The 16,600-nt window shown below is 52.5% G+C and carries 14 protein-coding genes and 1 pseudogene; 13 read left to right on the top strand and 2 right to left on the bottom strand.

Annotated features, from left to right (window positions below; all coding sequences use genetic code 11):
* Positions 1–13 precede the first annotated feature (13 nt).
* From recR to ACJJIR_RS17750, 8 genes are all read left to right on the top strand, one after another.
* Positions 14–619, top strand: coding sequence for a recombination mediator RecR (recR, locus tag ACJJIR_RS17785; protein ID WP_444906348.1), 606 nt, complete (start codon positions 14–16; stop codon positions 617–619).
* A gap of 9 nt (positions 620–628) precedes the next feature.
* Complete coding sequence (rnd, locus tag ACJJIR_RS17780; protein ID WP_444906347.1) at positions 629–1,759, top strand: ribonuclease D; 1,131 nt, start codon at positions 629–631, stop codon at positions 1,757–1,759.
* The gene (locus ACJJIR_RS17775; RefSeq protein ID WP_444892840.1) at positions 1,756–2,043 is read left to right on the top strand and encodes a YcgL domain-containing protein; all 288 of its coding nucleotides are present in this window, start codon (positions 1,756–1,758) and stop codon (positions 2,041–2,043) included. The genes rnd and ACJJIR_RS17775 overlap by 4 nt, the downstream gene beginning before the upstream one ends.
* Before the next feature lie 52 nt (positions 2,044–2,095).
* On the top strand, positions 2,096–2,503 hold the full coding sequence (locus tag ACJJIR_RS17770; protein WP_444906346.1) for a YcgN family cysteine cluster protein: 408 nt from the start codon (positions 2,096–2,098) through the stop codon (positions 2,501–2,503).
* Between the two features lie 185 nt (positions 2,504–2,688).
* Positions 2,689–3,069 carry a hypothetical protein gene (locus tag ACJJIR_RS17765; protein ID WP_282934168.1) on the top strand — a complete coding sequence of 127 codons (381 nt, stop codon included), beginning with the start codon at positions 2,689–2,691 and terminating at the stop codon, positions 3,067–3,069.
* A gap of 415 nt (positions 3,070–3,484) precedes the next feature.
* The gene (locus ACJJIR_RS17760; RefSeq protein WP_108731891.1) at positions 3,485–4,165 is read left to right on the top strand and encodes a YEATS-associated helix-containing protein; all 681 of its coding nucleotides are present in this window, start codon (positions 3,485–3,487) and stop codon (positions 4,163–4,165) included.
* A gap of 172 nt (positions 4,166–4,337) precedes the next feature.
* Entirely contained in the window at positions 4,338–5,183 is an 846-nt protein-coding gene (locus tag ACJJIR_RS17755) for an AAA family ATPase (protein ID WP_444906345.1), read from the top strand.
* A 100-nt stretch (positions 5,184–5,283) separates the two neighbouring features.
* A complete protein-coding gene (locus ACJJIR_RS17750; RefSeq protein ID WP_108731893.1) occupies positions 5,284–6,465 on the top strand; it encodes a vWA domain-containing protein in 1,182 nt (393 codons plus the stop codon).
* Positions 6,466–6,507: 42 nt separating this feature from the next.
* Here ACJJIR_RS17750 and ACJJIR_RS17745 read toward each other — a convergent pair whose 3' ends face one another.
* Positions 6,508–7,725 (bottom strand): amidase family protein, encoded by a 1,218-nt coding sequence (locus ACJJIR_RS17745; RefSeq protein WP_444908433.1) that lies wholly within the window; start codon positions 7,723–7,725, stop codon positions 6,508–6,510.
* A 12-nt stretch (positions 7,726–7,737) separates the two neighbouring features.
* Positions 7,738–9,231 (bottom strand): peptide MFS transporter, encoded by a 1,494-nt coding sequence (locus ACJJIR_RS17740; protein WP_413664480.1) that lies wholly within the window; start codon positions 9,229–9,231, stop codon positions 7,738–7,740.
* Between the two features lie 166 nt (positions 9,232–9,397).
* Here ACJJIR_RS17740 and hrpA point away from each other — a divergent pair.
* The 5 genes and pseudogenes from hrpA to ACJJIR_RS17715 all read left to right on the top strand — a co-directional run bounded on the left by hrpA (position 9,398) and on the right by ACJJIR_RS17715 (position 16,567).
* Positions 9,398–13,313, top strand: a pseudogene (hrpA, locus tag ACJJIR_RS17735) (ATP-dependent RNA helicase HrpA).
* Positions 13,314–13,552: 239 nt separating this feature from the next.
* The gene (locus ACJJIR_RS17730; protein WP_108731896.1) at positions 13,553–13,852 is read left to right on the top strand and encodes an HvfA family oxazolone/thioamide-modified RiPP metallophore; all 300 of its coding nucleotides are present in this window, start codon (positions 13,553–13,555) and stop codon (positions 13,850–13,852) included.
* A gap of 136 nt (positions 13,853–13,988) precedes the next feature.
* Positions 13,989–14,786, top strand: coding sequence for an HvfB family MNIO-type RiPP peptide maturase (locus tag ACJJIR_RS17725; RefSeq protein WP_413665843.1), 798 nt, complete (start codon positions 13,989–13,991; stop codon positions 14,784–14,786).
* A complete protein-coding gene (locus ACJJIR_RS17720) occupies positions 14,767–15,537 on the top strand; it encodes an HvfC family RiPP maturation protein (RefSeq protein WP_444906344.1) in 771 nt (256 codons plus the stop codon). Before ACJJIR_RS17725 ends, ACJJIR_RS17720 begins: the two co-directional genes overlap by 20 nt.
* A 127-nt stretch (positions 15,538–15,664) precedes the next feature.
* Positions 15,665–16,567, top strand: a complete 903-nt coding sequence (locus ACJJIR_RS17715; RefSeq protein ID WP_444906343.1) for an MlaA family lipoprotein — start codon at positions 15,665–15,667, stop codon at positions 16,565–16,567.
* Positions 16,568–16,600 lie beyond the last annotated feature (33 nt).

The following is a 16,600-nucleotide window of genomic DNA, read 5'->3' as shown; positions in this document are numbered from 1 at the left end:
GTTTTGAGTTTGTATGTTTAGTCCCCTGATTGAAGAGCTGATCCGCGCGCTCCGCTGTCTGCCCAGTGTGGGCCCCAAGTCCGCGCAGCGCATGGCGATGTACCTATTGGAAAAAGACCGGGAAGCTGCCTCCCTGCTGGCCCAGAGTTTGGCGCGAGCGGTGGAACAAGTGGGGCGCTGTGGGCAGTGTCGCACCCTGACAGAGGAGCCCGTTTGCTCATTGTGTTGCAATAGCCGGCGCGAGCAGGACTCACTTTGCGTGGTTGAGACGCCCGCTGATGTTCTGGCTATTGAGCAGGCCGGTAATTACCACGGTCGCTACTTTGTCCTGCATGGGCATCTCTCGCCCATTGATGGCATTGGCCCGGGGGACCTGGGGATCGACTTGCTGGAGCAGAGACTCGCTACTGAGCAGTTGCGCGAACTTATTGTCGCCACTAACCCTACAGTAGAAGGTGAAGCTACCGCGCAGTACATCGCGGAGAGAGCTCGTGCCCAGGGGGTGACGGTGAGCCGGATTGCCCACGGTGTGCCCATCGGCGGAGAATTGGAGTATATCGATGGCGGCACTCTCGCCCACGCCTTTAATAGTCGAACCGCATTTTTTTCCGGCAGTTGAGTGATATCGATGACAGAAATAGATACCACTCCACGCTGGGTTGACAGTTACGAGCAGCTGGTAGAGTTGTGTGCAGAATGGCGCAAGCAGAGTGCGGTAGCCCTGGATACCGAGTTCATGCGCAGTCGTACTTTTTATCCCCAGCCGGCCCTGGTCCAGGTAGGTGATGGAAAACACTGCTACCTGATCGACAATTTGGCGATTGAGGAGTTACAGCCGCTTCGCGACCTCTTGCTCGATACCGCTGTCACTAAAATCATGCACAGTTGTAGTGAGGACCTGGAAACCCTGGAGCGCTTGCTAGGCGTGATTCCCGAGCCCATTTTTGATACCCAAATTGCCGCTGCAATCTGTGGTATGGGAGCAGGCTTGGGTTATGCGGCGACAGTTAACCAGCTACTGCATATAGAGTTGCCCAAGAGTGAAACCCGCTCGGACTGGCTGCAGAGACCTCTCAGCGATGCACAGAAAACCTATGCCGCCCTCGATGTCGCTTGGTTGCCGGTACTCTACGGCGTACTGGTAAAGGACCTCAATGCGAAGGGGCGCCTGGAGTGGTTGCAGGAAGACTGTGCATCATTGGTGGTCACGGCTCGAAACCCGAGCCCACCTGAGATTTACTACCAAAAAGTGAAAGGTGCCTGGCGCCTGCGCAGTAAACAACTGGCAGTGCTACAGGATGTGTGTGCCTGGCGCGAAAAGCAGGCCAGGGCGCTGAATATGCCGCGCAATCACTTGTTGAAAGAGAATATCTGTCTCGGCCTGGCCCAACAGTTGCCGCGGCATAGAGGTGCCTTGAGCCAACTGGGTATGGAAGGGCGAGCTCTGCGTGAGCACGGCGAAGCTCTGTTAAAGATCGTTGCCCAAGCCTGCGAGAGAAGCGATCCACCTGCGCGAATGCAGCAGCCCCTCAACCGGCAGCAGGGAGAAATCCTCAAGCAACTGCGGCTTGAGATGGTGTCTATTGCCGAGCGGGCCGGGTTGCCTGCCGAAATATTAATTCGCAAAAAAGAGCTGGAAGCCTTGGTCCAGGCCCGTCGACCCGAGTTAGAGGGTCGGCTCAGAGGGTGGCGGGCCGATGTGATTGGCCACCCTTTGCTCGAAGCTCTGAAACAATTGCGTAAAGAGGAATTGAAGTGAAAGTTTTATGCGATATTTATCGCAGTCCAAATAAAGACGAGATGTATCTGTACGTGGATAAGCGCGAGGGCACTGCGAGGGTTCCCAAAAATCTACTGGAGCTTTTCGGCAAGCCGCAGCACGTCACTACGATGTTGGTGACGCCGGACAAAAAACTGGCCCGTGCGGAGGCGGACAAGTTGCTCAAAGAGGTGCGCACTCGCGGCTATTACTTACAGATGCCGCCAATAGCCGATTCCGAAATGAGTGAAATCGCGCTGAAGAACAGCAAGTTGCAACGCTGAGTCGAGCTAAATGGCACAGGAGCCTTTTTGGCGGCGGAAAACGCTGGAGCAAATGAGTCGATCCGAGTGGGAGCAGCTTTGTGACGGTTGTGGTCGCTGCTGTCTGCATAGTTTGGAGGATGAGGATACGGGTGAGGTCTACCTCACTAATGTGGCCTGCCGCCTGTTGGATACCCATTCCTGCCAGTGCAGCAAGTACAGCCAGCGCAAAGCCCATGTTCCCGGATGCATTCAGTTGCGTATAGAGGATATTGCCGAATTCGATTGGTTGCCGCTCACCTGCGCATACCGCAGCCTTGCGGAAGGGCGCCCTCTTGCGGACTGGCACCCATTGGTATCGGGAGACCCGGAATCCGTTCATCGGGCGGGGATATCGGTGCGTGGGCGCGTTGTCAGTGAAGAGTCGGTTCATCCAGACGATATGGAGGATCATATTGTCTCTTGGGTTGAACAGGGTTGATCGCAAACGGGAACTGCGACCTGTGAACGCCTTTGAATATTGCGCATAATTAATTCGATTCTTCGAATTAATTATCGCTGGCAGTGTTTGTCTGCGAAGCGGCGTAAATATGCCGGTTCCGAGCGAGTGACGATGTAAAGGACCCTGGCATATTGGATCGGTGTGCCAGAAAGTAGAGTGAGAGAATGACAGAAGATTTCCAATTTGCCTGGATGGTATACGCCGCTTCAACACTGGTTATGCTGTTGGCGGGCTGGTGGTTTATGCGCAATTGGCGCTGGAGTTGGGTACGCCAGACTCTACTGTTAGTGGCTGCGGCGGTGTTGCTGGCGCCGGCAAAGACCTCTGTAGCGGAGTCAGTTGCTGTGCCGGTGTTGCCGCTATTTGTTTATCAAACGCTGTTTGAAGAAAATGGAGCGGCGCCAGAGGTCACTACCAATTTGATATTCGCTTCGGGTGGAGCCCTGGCGATCATGGTTGTTTGGGGGATTGTCAGCTTGCTGATGAGGTTTCGCCGGGACAGGCGTCGTCGCTTTGATGAAGATCCCTACTTTAACGAACAATAACCCAAGATATGGCTGTCATGCCTGAGGGCAGGGTAGCCATTCCCCCAGTATTTTTTGTTGCACTTTAATTCACTTGCGCAGCCATCGTCCCTCCTCGACGCCTATATCCAGGCCTTCACTCGGTTGCTCGTATCAAAGGCGCTAAAACCCTTTAGACCGGCAACCCCAGTCAATGACAGCTGCTATATCTATTAAGCTGGTTCCCGCTGTGGCGCAATGCAAAACAATGTAAAAGCCGTGTCACTTTTCTGCCAGGTATCCAGTAACAACAAGAGGCGGCTGTATCCAGCATGTGGGAAATACCTCGCACCTAATAGGGGAAGAGGGCAAGGGCAGTCGTGAATAGAGTGAAATATTCAGTTCAATACCCACTTGCCCGGATTGGCAGTGAGAGCCGAATGGCTGAGGAATACTGATGCTCGATCACCTGCTTATATTGACTGCAGTAATGCTGGTTTCGGGCATTTTGGGTGGGTTGGTCAATTACTATCAAATGCTGTTTACCGAAGAAGATCCAGCGGGGCTCGCACGTTGCCTGATTATGGGGCTGTGTGGCGCCTTGATGGTGCCGATATTCCTTAAATTCACCCAGAGTGACTTGTTGATAGAAATCCAGGGTGACCCCTCGCGTTTATTGATTTTTACCGGTTACTGCCTGCTCGCTGCAATTGCGTCCCGTATGTTCGTGTTTAACGCCGCGCGGCGCCAGTTGCGCGACGCCAGTATTGCCCGCGCCCGAGTAGAGAATATGGAGCAGGAACTGCGCACCATGCAGTTGGAAATGATGCCCCTATTGGAGCATGAAATTGAGGGCGATCCCGAGCAGGGGCCGACCATCGATTTCAATCAGATCCGTAAATTGGATGACAATGCCCTACAGGTGCTGCATTTGTTAAATACCGGGGAGTGTGTATTTCGGTCTCTTTCCGGCATGGTGCAGGACAGCGGTATGGAAACCAATTCTATAGCCCGCGCCTTGAATAGCTTGCTGGTGCTGGAGATGGTCGGGAAAATTCACAGTCACCTGGGCATCCGCTGGTATATCACCGGCAAAGGTCGCCAGGTTGTACACCGCCGCAGTACCCAGATGGCCTAGGCTGCTTCGGTAAGCCCACGCGTACTTTCAAGGCTCGCCCTGCGGGACTGGCAAATTCCTCCAGCGCAAGCTGGTCATCCAAATTGAGCGTTACCGCCTCGCCCCCAACCTGTTGTTCAATTATCATTCGCTAAAAGAGATAGTTAGCCTCGACGACAGGATTGGAGCAGTTATGAAGTTTACCGGTACCGAAAGCTATGTAGCGACCGACGACTTGCAGATGGCGGTGAATGCGGCCGTTACCCTGCAGCGCCCACTATTGATCAAGGGTGAGCCCGGCACCGGCAAAACACTGCTCGCCGAGCAGGTAGCAGAGAGCCTCGGACTAAAGCTGATTCAGTGGCATATTAAATCCACCACCAAAGCCCAGCAGGGCCTGTACGAGTACGACGCGGTATCCCGCCTGCGGGACTCCCAACTGGGGGTGGATAAGGTTCACGATATTGGCAACTACATTAAGCGCGGTAAGCTTTGGGAGGCCTTTGCGGCAGAAGAGCGCGTGGTGCTGCTGATCGATGAAATCGATAAAGCGGATATCGAATTCCCCAACGACCTGCTGGTTGAGCTGGATCGTATGGAGTTCTTTGTCTATGAGACTGGCGAAACCATCAAGGCCAAGCAGCGCCCCATCGTAATTATCACTTCCAATAATGAGAAAGAATTGCCGGACGCCTTTTTACGCCGTTGCTTTTTCCATTACATCAGCTTCCCCGATCGTGACACCATGTGCAAAATTGTCGATGTGCACTACCCAGGGATCAAAGGGCAGCTGGTGGCCGAGGCAATGGATATTTTCTTCCAGCTGCGCGAGGTTCCAGGCCTGAAGAAAAAGCCTTCTACCTCTGAGCTGATCGATTGGCTCAAGCTGTTGATGGCTGATGATATTCCCGAGGAGATCCTGAAAAACAGCGATAGCAGCAATGCCATTCCGCCGCTCTACGGTGCCCTGCTGAAAAACGAGCAGGATGTCCATATGCTGGAGCGCCTGGCGTTTATGGCCCGTCGCGATAATCGCTAAACTGTGTTGGTTAATGTCACCGAGGGCTGAAATTGTCCTCGGTGATTTCGGCCCGGTTTAACCGGGTGTTATTTTTTCTCTGTGCTGACTGCGAATTATTATGCTGATTGGCTTTTTCCAGAATTTACGCCGCTATAAATTACCGGTAACCATCACCGAACTGCTGGCCCTGCTTGAGGCATTACAGCAGCGCCTGGTATTTGCCGACCTTGAGGAATTTTACTTCCTTGCCCGCGTTTGCCTCGTCAAGGATGAGAAGCACTTCGATAAATTTGATCGCGCTTTCGACGCCTATTTTAAGGACCTTGAGACCCTCGACGACATTGTCGAGCAAATGATTCCCGAGGACTGGCTGCGTGCAGAATTTATGAAGCAGCTGACCGAAGAGGAAAAGGCCCAGGTGCAAAGCCTCGGTGGCTTGGAAAAACTACTGGAGGAATTTAAAAAGCGTCTAGAGGAGCAGAAGAAGCGTCACAGCGGTGGTAATCGCTGGATTGGTACTGGCGGCACCAGCCCGTTTGGCAATAGTGGTTATCATCCCGGCGGTATCCGTGTGGGTGGTAAGGGGCGCAATCGCTCGGCGTCAAAAGTGTGGGAGAAGCGCCAGTTTAAAAATCTGGATGACAGTATCAGTCTGGGCACCCGCAATATCCAGGTGGCTCTGCGCAAGCTGCGCAAATTTGCCCGCACCGGTGCCGCAGAGGAACTGGATCTGGATAACACCATTTCCTCTACTGCACGCAACGCAGGGTTACTGGATATTCAAATGGTGCCGGAGCGACATAATGCAATTAAGGTGCTGATCTTTTTCGATGTAGGGGGCTCTATGGACCCCTATGTGCGCGTCTGTGAAGAACTGTTCTCCGCCTGTCGTTCTGAGTTCAAGCATCTCGAATATTTTTATTTCCACAATTTTGTTTACGAGCATGTGTGGAAAGACAACCAGCGGCGCTATAGCGAAAATACCTCGCTGCTGGAAATACTGCGCACCTATGGCAAGGACTACAAAGTAATTTTTGTCGGCGATGCGTCTATGGCGCCCTACGAAATTACCAGTCGTTTCGGCAGTGTCGAACATATGAATGAGGAGCCCGGTGCGGCCTGGATGGAGCGTGTTACCGATACCTACAGTAACCTGATCTGGTTGAACCCTGTAGGAGAGGAGTACTGGCAATATACTCCCAGTATCGGTATGACCCAGAGACTGGTGGACGGGCATATGTATCCGATGACCCTGGAGGGATTGGATCGAGCCATCGCTTATTTGGTTAAAGGGCGTTAAAAAGCTGATCGCTTTTTCAGGTAGCACCTTAGGTGCTACCTGCTATTCGTGGGGTTTCGTTAGTTGCTCAACTAGAGAGAGAAGCGAAAAATCGCTTCGTGGAGTCATTATCAATGAGAAACCACTGGGTTTCTCTATCTCTTTTCCCCCAGTATTAATCTCATTTTCTACGATAGAAAACAACGGCAGATGACACTGGGGGGTGCCCCAAAGCCCTGCAATAGCGGTTAAACCCAATAGTCGCTGGCGATTTGTTTGTACTTTGCTGGGTTCACTATCGGTCCCTTTCTTAATTGCGGTTGTGGGGGTGGTTGGTACTAGTAAAACGCTATTGTTGTCCGGTAGTAATGTTTCCATCAACTTGCACCACTGTTGTCGTTTTTCGTTGGCCCAGGATATCTCATCGTCGGTAATTGATAGGGCCATAGTAATTCTCGTGGCGATGTCCTCTGAAAATACCGGCCGGTATTTTCGCAACCAGTCTCCGTGAGTATTGGCGATGGCGCGGCCCTGCAAAATTCTGAATACATCCGCCAGTTCGCCCAGTAATTCAATGTCAGACAGGTGTTTAATCTCGCAGATAGGAAATTGATTATTTAATGTAGGAATAAATTCCTGGATTGCTGATTGAATGGGCGTATCTGCCAGTTGACTTATCTCGGGGCAAGTAACCAGGCGGGTTACTTTATTTGCGGACAAGTGCTGTGACGGGATTAGAATTTTGCCGACGTCTACAAGTAATGAAGGAGTTTGACTAAACCAACCGACAGTATCAAAGCAGGGTGCTAAACCGATAACACCGTCGGTAGGAATAAGTGAGTGACTGGTTCGAATGCCGAATAAACCACAATAGCTTGCAGGTACCCTCACCGATCCGCCGGTGTCGGTGCCTAAGCCAATATCGGCTGTTCCTGAGGCCACGGCGGCGGCCGATCCCATAGAGGAACCCCCACAAAAATAGCCGGGCAGTTTAGGGTTGTCGGCAGAACCGTAGTGTAAATTACTCCCCTGCATGCTGTAGGCGAGTTCATCAAGGTGAGTAAACCCAGTAAAGGTTGAGCCGGCCTCCAGTAATTGCTGCAAGCTAAGTGCGGTTTTATTGGCAGGAGGGTGGGTATTAAACCACTCGGGGCTGCCTGCCGTATTTTTCTCCCCTTTCAATTGAAAGAGATCTTTGACCGCTAAACGTACGCCTGTTAGCGGTCCGGAATCTGATAACGTTAAAGAGCGAGGTCCGTGCTCGCAAAATACGCCTTTTATGGGTTGGCTCCCTTATTTGTCATTACCGCTAAAATGCTTCGGCGGTACACCGTCGTGATCGGCGGTGATGCTCAGTTCCTCCTTGGTGGTTTCGCCCACCTTTACGTGAACCTCTTCTGCACCGTGCATCCAGTCCACCAGTTTCTCGCGAATAAAGTACAGGATAATTCCGGCAATAATTGCGGCCAGGGCTACTCCGCCAAAGGTTGCGAGTGGGCCGGATACACCAACGAGTTTACCGATCTCTGCGGCTCCTTTGTTGGCAATACCAATAAAGGCAAACCAAAGCCCCATCATCAGGGATAAATAGCGCAGCGGAGATAATTTAGTTACGACAGAGAGCCCAATTGGCGATAGGCAAAGTTCGCCAATGGTGTGGAAAATATAGGCAAATACCAGCCACCAAATACTCGCTTTAATGGTCTCTGAATCGCCAATTTGCAGGGCGGCACCGCACATGGATAAGAATCCCACGCCGAGAAAAACCAGTCCCAAACTGAATTTGGCCGGTGAGCTGGGTTCCCGGTCTCCCATGCCTACCCAAATACTGGCCATAATTGGCGCGAGGATAATAATAAACAGTGGGTTTACCATCTGCAGCCAACTGGCTGGAATCTCCCACCCCAGTACATTCAGGTCGGTTCGATATTTGGCGAATAAGTTCATTGAGCCGGCAGCCTGCTCAAAGCCGGCCCAAAAAATCACGATAAACACGCCCAAAACCAAAATAACTTTGATGCGGTCTCGCTCCTCCTGAGTCAACGGGCGGCGCTTATCGACGTCCTCATCTTTCTTGTCTTTCAGTTCCAGGTGCGCAGAAGGTTCTACACCGATTTCTCCCAGGTAGCGCTTGGCTTGGGTCATCTGCAGGATTAGGCCGGCTAACATGCCAAGGCCAGCGACGATAAAGGCCAGCTGGTAATCCACCTTTTCCCCAATCCAGCCCACCAGCAGGTAACCGAGGATAGAGCCCAGGTTGATGCCCATATAAAAAATGGTAAAAGCGGTATCCCGGCGGTGGTCACCTTCCTCGTAAAGGTCCCCGACCATGGTAGAGATATTTGGTTTGAAGAAACCGTTGCCGATAATCAGCAAGGCCAACCCGATCCACAGCATATAAATTTGACTGCCATTTGGCAGCCAACCGTGGGGGAATCCCAGGGCGAACTGCCCCAGCATCATCAAGGTGCCGCCGAACATAATACAGCGGCGCTGGCCCCAGCGATTATCTGCCATCCAACCGCCAATAATGGGGGTCAGGTACACCAGCATTGCATACCAGCCCAGGTAGCTGAGGGCTTTGGATTGCAACTCGGTATCGGTCAGTTGTTCCCAGCCGAAGACTGCGGCAGTCGCTGTAGAGGTCAGGTAGAAGACAAAAATACCACGCATGCCGTAGTAGCTGAGACGTTCCCACATCTCAGTACCAAACAACAGGAAGAGTCCCTTGGGGTGGCCAAACAGCTGGCCTGCGCTGGCGGGGGGCTTGGGCTTGATCTCTTGCATAGTACTGCTCGCAAGGTATGACCCTGAGGAATTGCACCAGCAGTAAAGGCCGTGCCCCTCAGAAGAAGTGCTATTCGCACCAGTATAGATGAGCGCCACAATAAGGTTTGATAGCCCTGCGGTGCTCAGGGGGTATAATCCCGCGTTTGCCATTGCTGTACGAATTATGAGTCACACCGAAGCAGAAAAAGTACTGGGGGCGCTGCAGGCCCGAATCTCCGCGACCATGGGGCGTGACCGCTATGGGTTGCGCAGGACTGTCAAAAATGTGCGCCGGCGCCAGAAAGAGGGCAAGCGGGTAGATCGCATGTTGGCCCAATTGGAGCAGCAGCTCCAAGCGTCTGAGACCCTGGTGGAGGAGCGCCGGCGCAAGTTGCCGGAAGTGCAGTGGCCGGAGTCTTTGCCAGTGGTAGCGCGGCGGGAGGAAATCGCCGAGCAGATCGAGAAAAATCAGGTTGTAGTGATTGCCGGTGAAACCGGTTCTGGTAAAACCACTCAGTTGCCAAAAATTTGCCTGTCACTGGGCCGGGGAATTTACGGCCAGATCGGCCACACCCAGCCGCGCAGGATTGCCGCGCGCACTGTAGCGAATCGAATTGCTGAGGAGCTGGGGCAGCCCCTGGGAGAGTCCGTCGGTTACCAGGTCCGCTTTACCGACCACAGCAACGAGCATACCCACGTCAAACTGATGACAGACGGTATCCTGCTGGCTGAAATTCAGCGCGATCCCTTGTTAAATAAATACGATACGCTGATTATCGATGAAGCCCATGAGCGCAGCCTTAATATTGATTTTCTATTGGGCTATTTGAAAACCATACTGCCCAAGCGCTCTGACCTGAAACTGATAATTACCTCGGCCACCATCGACCTGGAAAAATTTTCCCGGCACTTTGACGATGCGCCGATTATCGAGGTTTCCGGTCGTACCTACCCAGTGGAAGTTCACTATCGCCCCGCAGCGGATACGGATGCAGATCTCAACGAGCAGGTGGTCACTGCTGTGGAGGAGTTGCTGCACGAGGAAAAGTCCAGCAGTCGGCGCGGTGGGGATATCCTGGTATTTATGAGCGGCGAGCGGGAAATCCGCGAGTGCGCCAAGGCTTTGCGGGATGCGCAGATAGCGCAATTGGAAGTGCTGCCCCTGTATGCACGCTTGAGCCTTGCGGAGCAAGCCAAAGTTTTCCATGGCCATAAAGGCCGTCGCATTGTACTCGCTACCAATGTGGCGGAGACCTCTATCACCGTGCCCGGTATCCGTTATGTGATCGACCCGGGTACTGCACGAGTGAGCCGCTACAGCTATCGCAGTAAAATTCAGCGGCTGCCTATAGAGCCGGTTTCCCAGGCCAGCGCCAACCAGCGTGCCGGTCGCTGTGGCCGTGTCAGCGCCGGTGTTTGTGTGCGCTTGTATGAAGAGCGGGATTTTGAGCAGCGCCCGGAATTTACCGATGCGGAAATTTTGCGTACGAATCTGGCCGCAGTCATTCTGCAAATGTTGCAGTTGCGTATCGGTGATATCCGCGAGTTTCCATTTGTCGATCCGCCGGACCCACGACTGATTAATGACGGCTATAAATTGCTGCAGGAATTACAGGCGGTAGATGAGCAGGGCCGGGTCACTAAATTGGGGCGATCCCTATCAAGGTTGCCTTTAGACCCGCGCCTGAGCCGCATGTTATTGGCGGGGGCAGAGAATGGCAGTGCGCGGGAGCTCTTGATTATTGTCGCCGCTCTCGCCGTGCAGGACCCGCGCGAGCGCCCGGCAGAAAAACGCCAGGCTGCGGATGAAAAACATCGCCAGTGGCAGCATGAGCAATCGGATTTTTTATCCTTCGTTCAGCTGTGGGATGCCTTTGAAGTCCAGCGTCAGGAACTGAGTCAAAATCAGTTGCGCAAGTGGTGCCAGAAAAACTTCCTGTCCTGGCTGCGTATGCGCGAGTGGAGAGATATCCACCACCAGCTGCGTGTGGCCTGTCGCGATCTCGAAGTTAAAGAAAACAAAGAGCCGGCGGAATACGAAGCGATACACCGAGCCATCGTAGTGGGATTGCTGGGCAATATTGGCGCGCGGGATGAAAACAAGGAGTTTAACGGCTGCCGCAACCGTCGTTTCCATATTTTCCCAGGCTCTGGTCAATTTAAAAAACCTCCCCGCTGGGTGGTGTCTGCCCAGTTACTGGAGACCAGCCGCCTGTTCGCCCATACCGTAGCCAAGGTCGAGCCCGAGTGGATATTGGCCGCCGCGCAGCACCTGGTTAAGCGCAATTATTTTGAACCCCATTTTGACGCTCGCTCCGGACAGGTGATGGCCTTTGAGAAGGTCTCCCTTTACGGTTTGGTGCTGGTGGAAAAACGCCGAATTCCCTACGGCAAATTGGACCCGCAAATTTCTCGGGAAGTGTTTATTCGCCAGGCGCTGGTGGAGCAACGCTATCGCGGTAAGGGGCGGTTTTATAAGCACTATCTCGACCTGCTGAAGTCCTTGGAAGAGCTGGAAGCCAAATCCCGTCGCCGGGATATTCTGGTGGATGATGAAGTGGTGTACCGTTTCTTTGATGAGCGTATCCCGGCGGATATCGTCAACCTGGCTGGATTTGAGCACTGGCGCAAGAAAGCGGAATCCAGCGATACACAGCTGCTGTTTATTCCCCGCGACTTATTGATGCAGCAGAGTGCCGATCATGTGGGAGAGGCCCAATTCCCTAATGAGTTGCAGGCGGGCGGTATTGTCTATCCGCTCAGCTATCACTTTGAGCCTGGCAGTGTGGATGATGGCGTCAGTATACAGGTGCCGGTTGCAGCACTGCACCAGGTGCCGGCAGCTCGCCTCTCCTGGTTGGTGCCGGGCATCTTGCGGGACAAGTGCATCGCTCTGGTAAAAGCCCTGCCCAAGCAGTGGCGTAAATATTTTGTGCCAGTGCCGGCTGCGATAGATAAGGCTTTGCCCCGACTGCGTGCAGACAATACCCCGTTGTGGCAGTCGTTGGCTCTGGAGCTGAAGCGCCAGACAGCACAGCAGCTGCCAGATGAGGTGTGGGAGTCTGCGGAACAGGCCCTGGAAGATTATTACCGTTTCAATATCCAGGTAATGGATGAAGGCGGCAAATTGCTGGATCAAGATCGGGATTTGGCCCTATTGCAGGTGCGCTACCGGGATCGGGTACAGCAGGGGCTGGCAACAGCTGGCGACAGTTTTGAGCGGGAGGGTATTTCCCGCTGGGACTTCGGTGATCTTCCAGAGACCCATACCCTCAACCAGGGTGGGCTCAAGGTGCGGGCTTACCCCGCACTGGTTGAAGGAAAAGACAGTGTCTCCCTGAAGCTACTGGATAACCCCAGCGAGGCGCGCAGGCTTACTCGTGCCGGTATTTGCCGTTTGGCTCTGCTGCACTTGCCGGAGAAGGTGAAGTATCTGCGCAAAGAGCTGTTGCGAGGCAAGGAGCTGGGGCTTTCTGCAGCAGATTTGGGGCGTCGTGAGGAGGTAGCTGACGACATATTGATGGCAGCTGTCCGCGAAGTTTTCTGGCCCAAAGAGGAGTTGCCTCGCACCGAAGCTGAATTCCTGGCCGCTTTGAAAAATGACGGTGACTTGGTGGGGGTGGCCCAGGAGATTGGTGATCTGTTGGTCAAGGCCCTGGCCCAGCTGGTGCCACTGCGCAAACAAATCAAGCAGCAGAAAAACCTGGCGGTCGCAATGGCGGTGGGGGATATCCAGCAGCAACTGGGTGGGCTCTTCTACCGAGGATGCCTGTTTGATACTCCGCTGTCATGGCTGCGCCAGTACGGCCGCTATCTGAAGGCGATCGCAATGCGCTTGGAAAAGGCTGCTCTCGACCCTAACCGTGACCCGAAAACTGCAAGTTGAATACCAGAAGGCGGCGGAGCCTTACTTGGCGCAAGTGGAGAAATATTCACCCAGAGAACTCTCTGCAGAGGCAGAATTGCGTGAGTTTCGCTGGATGTTGGAGGAATTTCGTGTTTCCTTATTCGCGCAGACTCTAAAAACCCTGATGCCGGTGTCATCCAAGCGCTTAAGCAAGTCATGGGCAGAAATTGATGGGAAAGGTTTGCTTGGTTGATTTTCTCTATGGAAAAGAGATCACAAAAAAAATTTTGATCAAGTGTAAGAATTTGATGGAGAGCCCGACAGAAGTACTGAAAGCAGGCCTGGAGCCCAGAATGACCCCTTGATACCGGTTATTTTGTGGCGGGTTCTATTCAATGACTGATTTTTGTTTCGCAGCATTATACTTCTGCGGAGTGGAAAAAAGTCTCTTGTACTTTTTATTGCTAAGGACACCTAGTTAGGAGATTCACTATGAACAAGAAGCACCTTTCCCCTGTAGCCGCCGCAGTTGGCGCAGCGTTTATCGCCACTGCCGCTATGAATGTATCTGCTGCCAACAGCAATGCTAACCCCTTTGCCGCAGCAGACCTGAGCTCAGGCTACAACGTGGCGCTGGCTGATCACGATGGTGATGATAAAAAGAAAGAGGGTAAGTGCGGCGAAGGCAAGTGCGGCGAAGGTAAGAAAAAAGAAGGCAAGTGCGGCGAAGGTAAGTGCGGCGAAGGCAAGAAAAAAGAAGGTAAGTGCGGCGAAGGTAAGTGTGGCGGGTAATTTTTCGCTGTACTCAAAGAGGGTGGATACGCTTTAGCGATCCACCCTGTTTTTTATTGATCGCTGAAAAAAGTGAGACCTGAAAGTGTTGCGCGAGTTTTCCATAGAAGGCGCTGGGTTTGGATTGCGCCGCTCAATGATGGGTGAGAACCTTGATACAGATGCCGTAGATTTTCTGGAGGTAGCGCCTGAGAATTGGATTGGTGTTGGCGGTCGCTATGGGCGCTGGTTTAAGGAATATACAGAGCGTTTTCCTTTTTTACTTCACGGTTTATCTCTCTCGATTGGTGCACCAGAACCATTGGATATGGAATTGGTTGCAGCCATTAAAAAATTTATCAAGCAACACAATATTCGCGGTTACAGTGAGCACTTGAGTTATTGCTCAGATCACGGCCATCTGTACGATTTATTGCCCATTCCCTTTACGCAAGAAGCGGTGATGTATGTTGCCGAGCGAATCCGTATGGTCCAGGACGCACTGGAAGAACGGATTGCAATGGAGAATGTCTCCTACTATGCGGCGCCGGGCCAGGAGATGACTGAACTGGCTTTTTTAAATGCGGTGCTGGAAGAGGCCGATTGTGATTTGCTTCTGGACGTGAACAATATTTATGTAAACTCGATTAACCACCGCTACGATGCGCTGGACTTTCTATCTGCACTACCTACTGAAAGAATTCGCTACGTACATATTGCCGGGCACTATGATGAGGCAGAGGATTTAAAGGTGGACACCCATGGTGCACCGGTTATTGATCCTGTGTGGGAACTACTCGATCGCGCCTACGATATTCACGGTGTGATGCCGACGCTACTTGAGCGGGATTTTAATATTCCGCCAATTCCCAAATTACTCGAAGAAGTAGGACATATTAAAACCATTCAGGCCAGTCACCAGGTGGAAGAGAATTATGTCCTCAGTCGTCGATAAGCCCGAGACATTCAAAAATGTGCAGCGGGACTTTACTGCCCATTTGCGCGCACCGGATCAAGTTGCGCCGCCGGCAGAAATTGAGGACCGGCGTGTCGCTATTTATCGGGATTTGATTTACAACAATATTGAGTCCTTTGTTGCCAGTGGATTCCCGGTTTTACGCAGTCTTTATAGCGACGAAAACTGGCATCAAATGGTGCGAGATTTTGTGCACATACACACATCCGTTAGCCCGTATTTTTTGCAGATCAGTGAAGAGTTTCTCTCATATTTACAGAACGAACGGGGAGAACAACCACAAGATCCTCCGTTCCTGTTGGAGCTTGCCCACTACGAGTGGGTAGAGTTGGCTTTAGATGTCAGTGATGTGGAATTACCGGAAGGGCTGGCGATAGAGGGGGATGTTTTACAGCAAGTTCCTGTAGTTTCCCCTCTTGTCTGGAGCCTCAGCTACCGCTACCCAGTGCATCGGTTGGGGCCGGATTTTCAGCCCCAAGAGCCGCCGGAGGTACCGACGTTCCTTTTCGTATACCGGGATCGTTCCGACAAAGTGAATTTTATGGAGATCAATGCCGTCACCGCCAGATTGTTGCAGTTGGTCTCTGCGGGCGATTACACCGGCTTACAAATATTGGAACAGATGGCTCAGGAATTACCCAATATTAGTCGTGACTCCTTATTTGATTTTGGTGCCGATTTATTAGAAAAACTACTGAATAAAGGGGTTATTGCCGGTTTAAAGGCTTAGCCTGTGATTGCCTGAAACTCCTTTATCTTTGGCAAATCCCAGCTGCTATGCTGCCGAGGGTAGCTTACGAATTACTAGGGCGTTAGAATCCTTGGTCTCACTAGTTTGATATAAGAGGAGCAGGGTTGTGCTTGGAAGCAAAACTTTATCGCCCTGGTTAATGGCAACTCTGATAGCTGTTACTCCAGTAGGGGCGCTAGCGCAACAAGATCCGTTTGGTGGTGCAGCTCAAAACCCGGCTGCGGTAGATACCAGCGGAGCAGAGGATGCCAGTGCCGATGACGGGGGCCTGTCTCTCGAGGATGAGTACGGCTTTGATCCTGCCGATGAATTTGGTGGTGCCGAGGGCGAAGATTTATCACTTCGCGACCCCTGGGAAGGTTTTAATCGGGCCATATTCTCCTTCAACGATGGTGCAGATCGCTATGTGTTGAAGCCCGCCGCTGTCAGCTATCGCCAAATTACCCCGATTTTCGTGCAGCACGGTGTCAGCAACTTTTTCGACAATCTGCGCGAAGTTACCAATACTTTTAATGATGTTCTGCAGGGTAAATGGGGCCAAGCGGGCAATGACGCGGGTCGTTTCCTGGTGAATTCCACGGTAGGTATTGGCGGTATTCTGGATGTTGCCCAGCACATGGGTCTCGAGCAGGGTGATGGCGAGGACTTTGGCCAGACTTTGGCTGTTTGGGGTGTGCCTTCTGGCCCCTACCTGGTTTTGCCGCTACTGGGTCCATCCACTGTACGGGATACCCCTGCCAGGGTCGTGGATTACTACACCAACCCCTTGACCTATGTAAATGACGACGCGACCAAATATGCATTGAAGGGTACAGATATCATTCAGAGCCGTGCCAGCCTGCTGCAAGCGGAGTCCCTGTTGCATGGTGATCGCTATGTACTCTTGCGGGATGCTTACCTGCAGCGCCGCGACTATTTGATTGTCGATGGTGAAATGGATGTTCAAACTGAAGAAGAGGCCGCAGAGGCAATTGATCAGGGTGAAGTGGAAGAGGCTTCCGACTACTGATTTGTTACCTAGGGCAGATAACTTTTTAGAGCC

This window comes from Microbulbifer maximicatervae (SeqCode) (genome assembly GCF_052467385.1).
The sequence above is the reverse complement of the archived record's forward strand: the minus strand, read 5'-3'. Positions and strand labels throughout refer to the sequence as shown.

Excerpts from the sequence above, each read along its gene's own strand:
- recR (WP_444906348.1), top strand. The coding sequence starts at position 14 with ATGTTTAGTCCCCTGATTGAAGAGCTGATCCGCGCGCTCCGCTGTCTG.
- rnd (WP_444906347.1), top strand. The coding sequence starts at position 629 with ATGACAGAAATAGATACCACTCCACGCTGGGTTGACAGTTACGAGCAG.
- ACJJIR_RS17770 (WP_444906346.1), top strand. The coding sequence starts at position 2,096 with ATGAGTCGATCCGAGTGGGAGCAGCTTTGTGACGGTTGTGGTCGCTGC.
- ACJJIR_RS17765 (WP_282934168.1), top strand. The coding sequence starts at position 2,689 with ATGACAGAAGATTTCCAATTTGCCTGGATGGTATACGCCGCTTCAACA.
- ACJJIR_RS17760 (WP_108731891.1), top strand. The coding sequence starts at position 3,485 with ATGCTCGATCACCTGCTTATATTGACTGCAGTAATGCTGGTTTCGGGC.
- ACJJIR_RS17755 (WP_444906345.1), top strand. The coding sequence starts at position 4,338 with ATGAAGTTTACCGGTACCGAAAGCTATGTAGCGACCGACGACTTGCAG.
- ACJJIR_RS17750 (WP_108731893.1), top strand. The coding sequence starts at position 5,284 with ATGCTGATTGGCTTTTTCCAGAATTTACGCCGCTATAAATTACCGGTA.
- ACJJIR_RS17740 (WP_413664480.1), bottom strand. The coding sequence starts at position 9,231 with ATGCAAGAGATCAAGCCCAAGCCCCCCGCCAGCGCAGGCCAGCTGTTT.
- ACJJIR_RS17730 (WP_108731896.1), top strand. The coding sequence starts at position 13,553 with ATGAACAAGAAGCACCTTTCCCCTGTAGCCGCCGCAGTTGGCGCAGCG.
- ACJJIR_RS17725 (WP_413665843.1), top strand. The coding sequence starts at position 13,989 with ATGATGGGTGAGAACCTTGATACAGATGCCGTAGATTTTCTGGAGGTA.
- ACJJIR_RS17720 (WP_444906344.1), top strand. The coding sequence starts at position 14,767 with ATGTCCTCAGTCGTCGATAAGCCCGAGACATTCAAAAATGTGCAGCGG.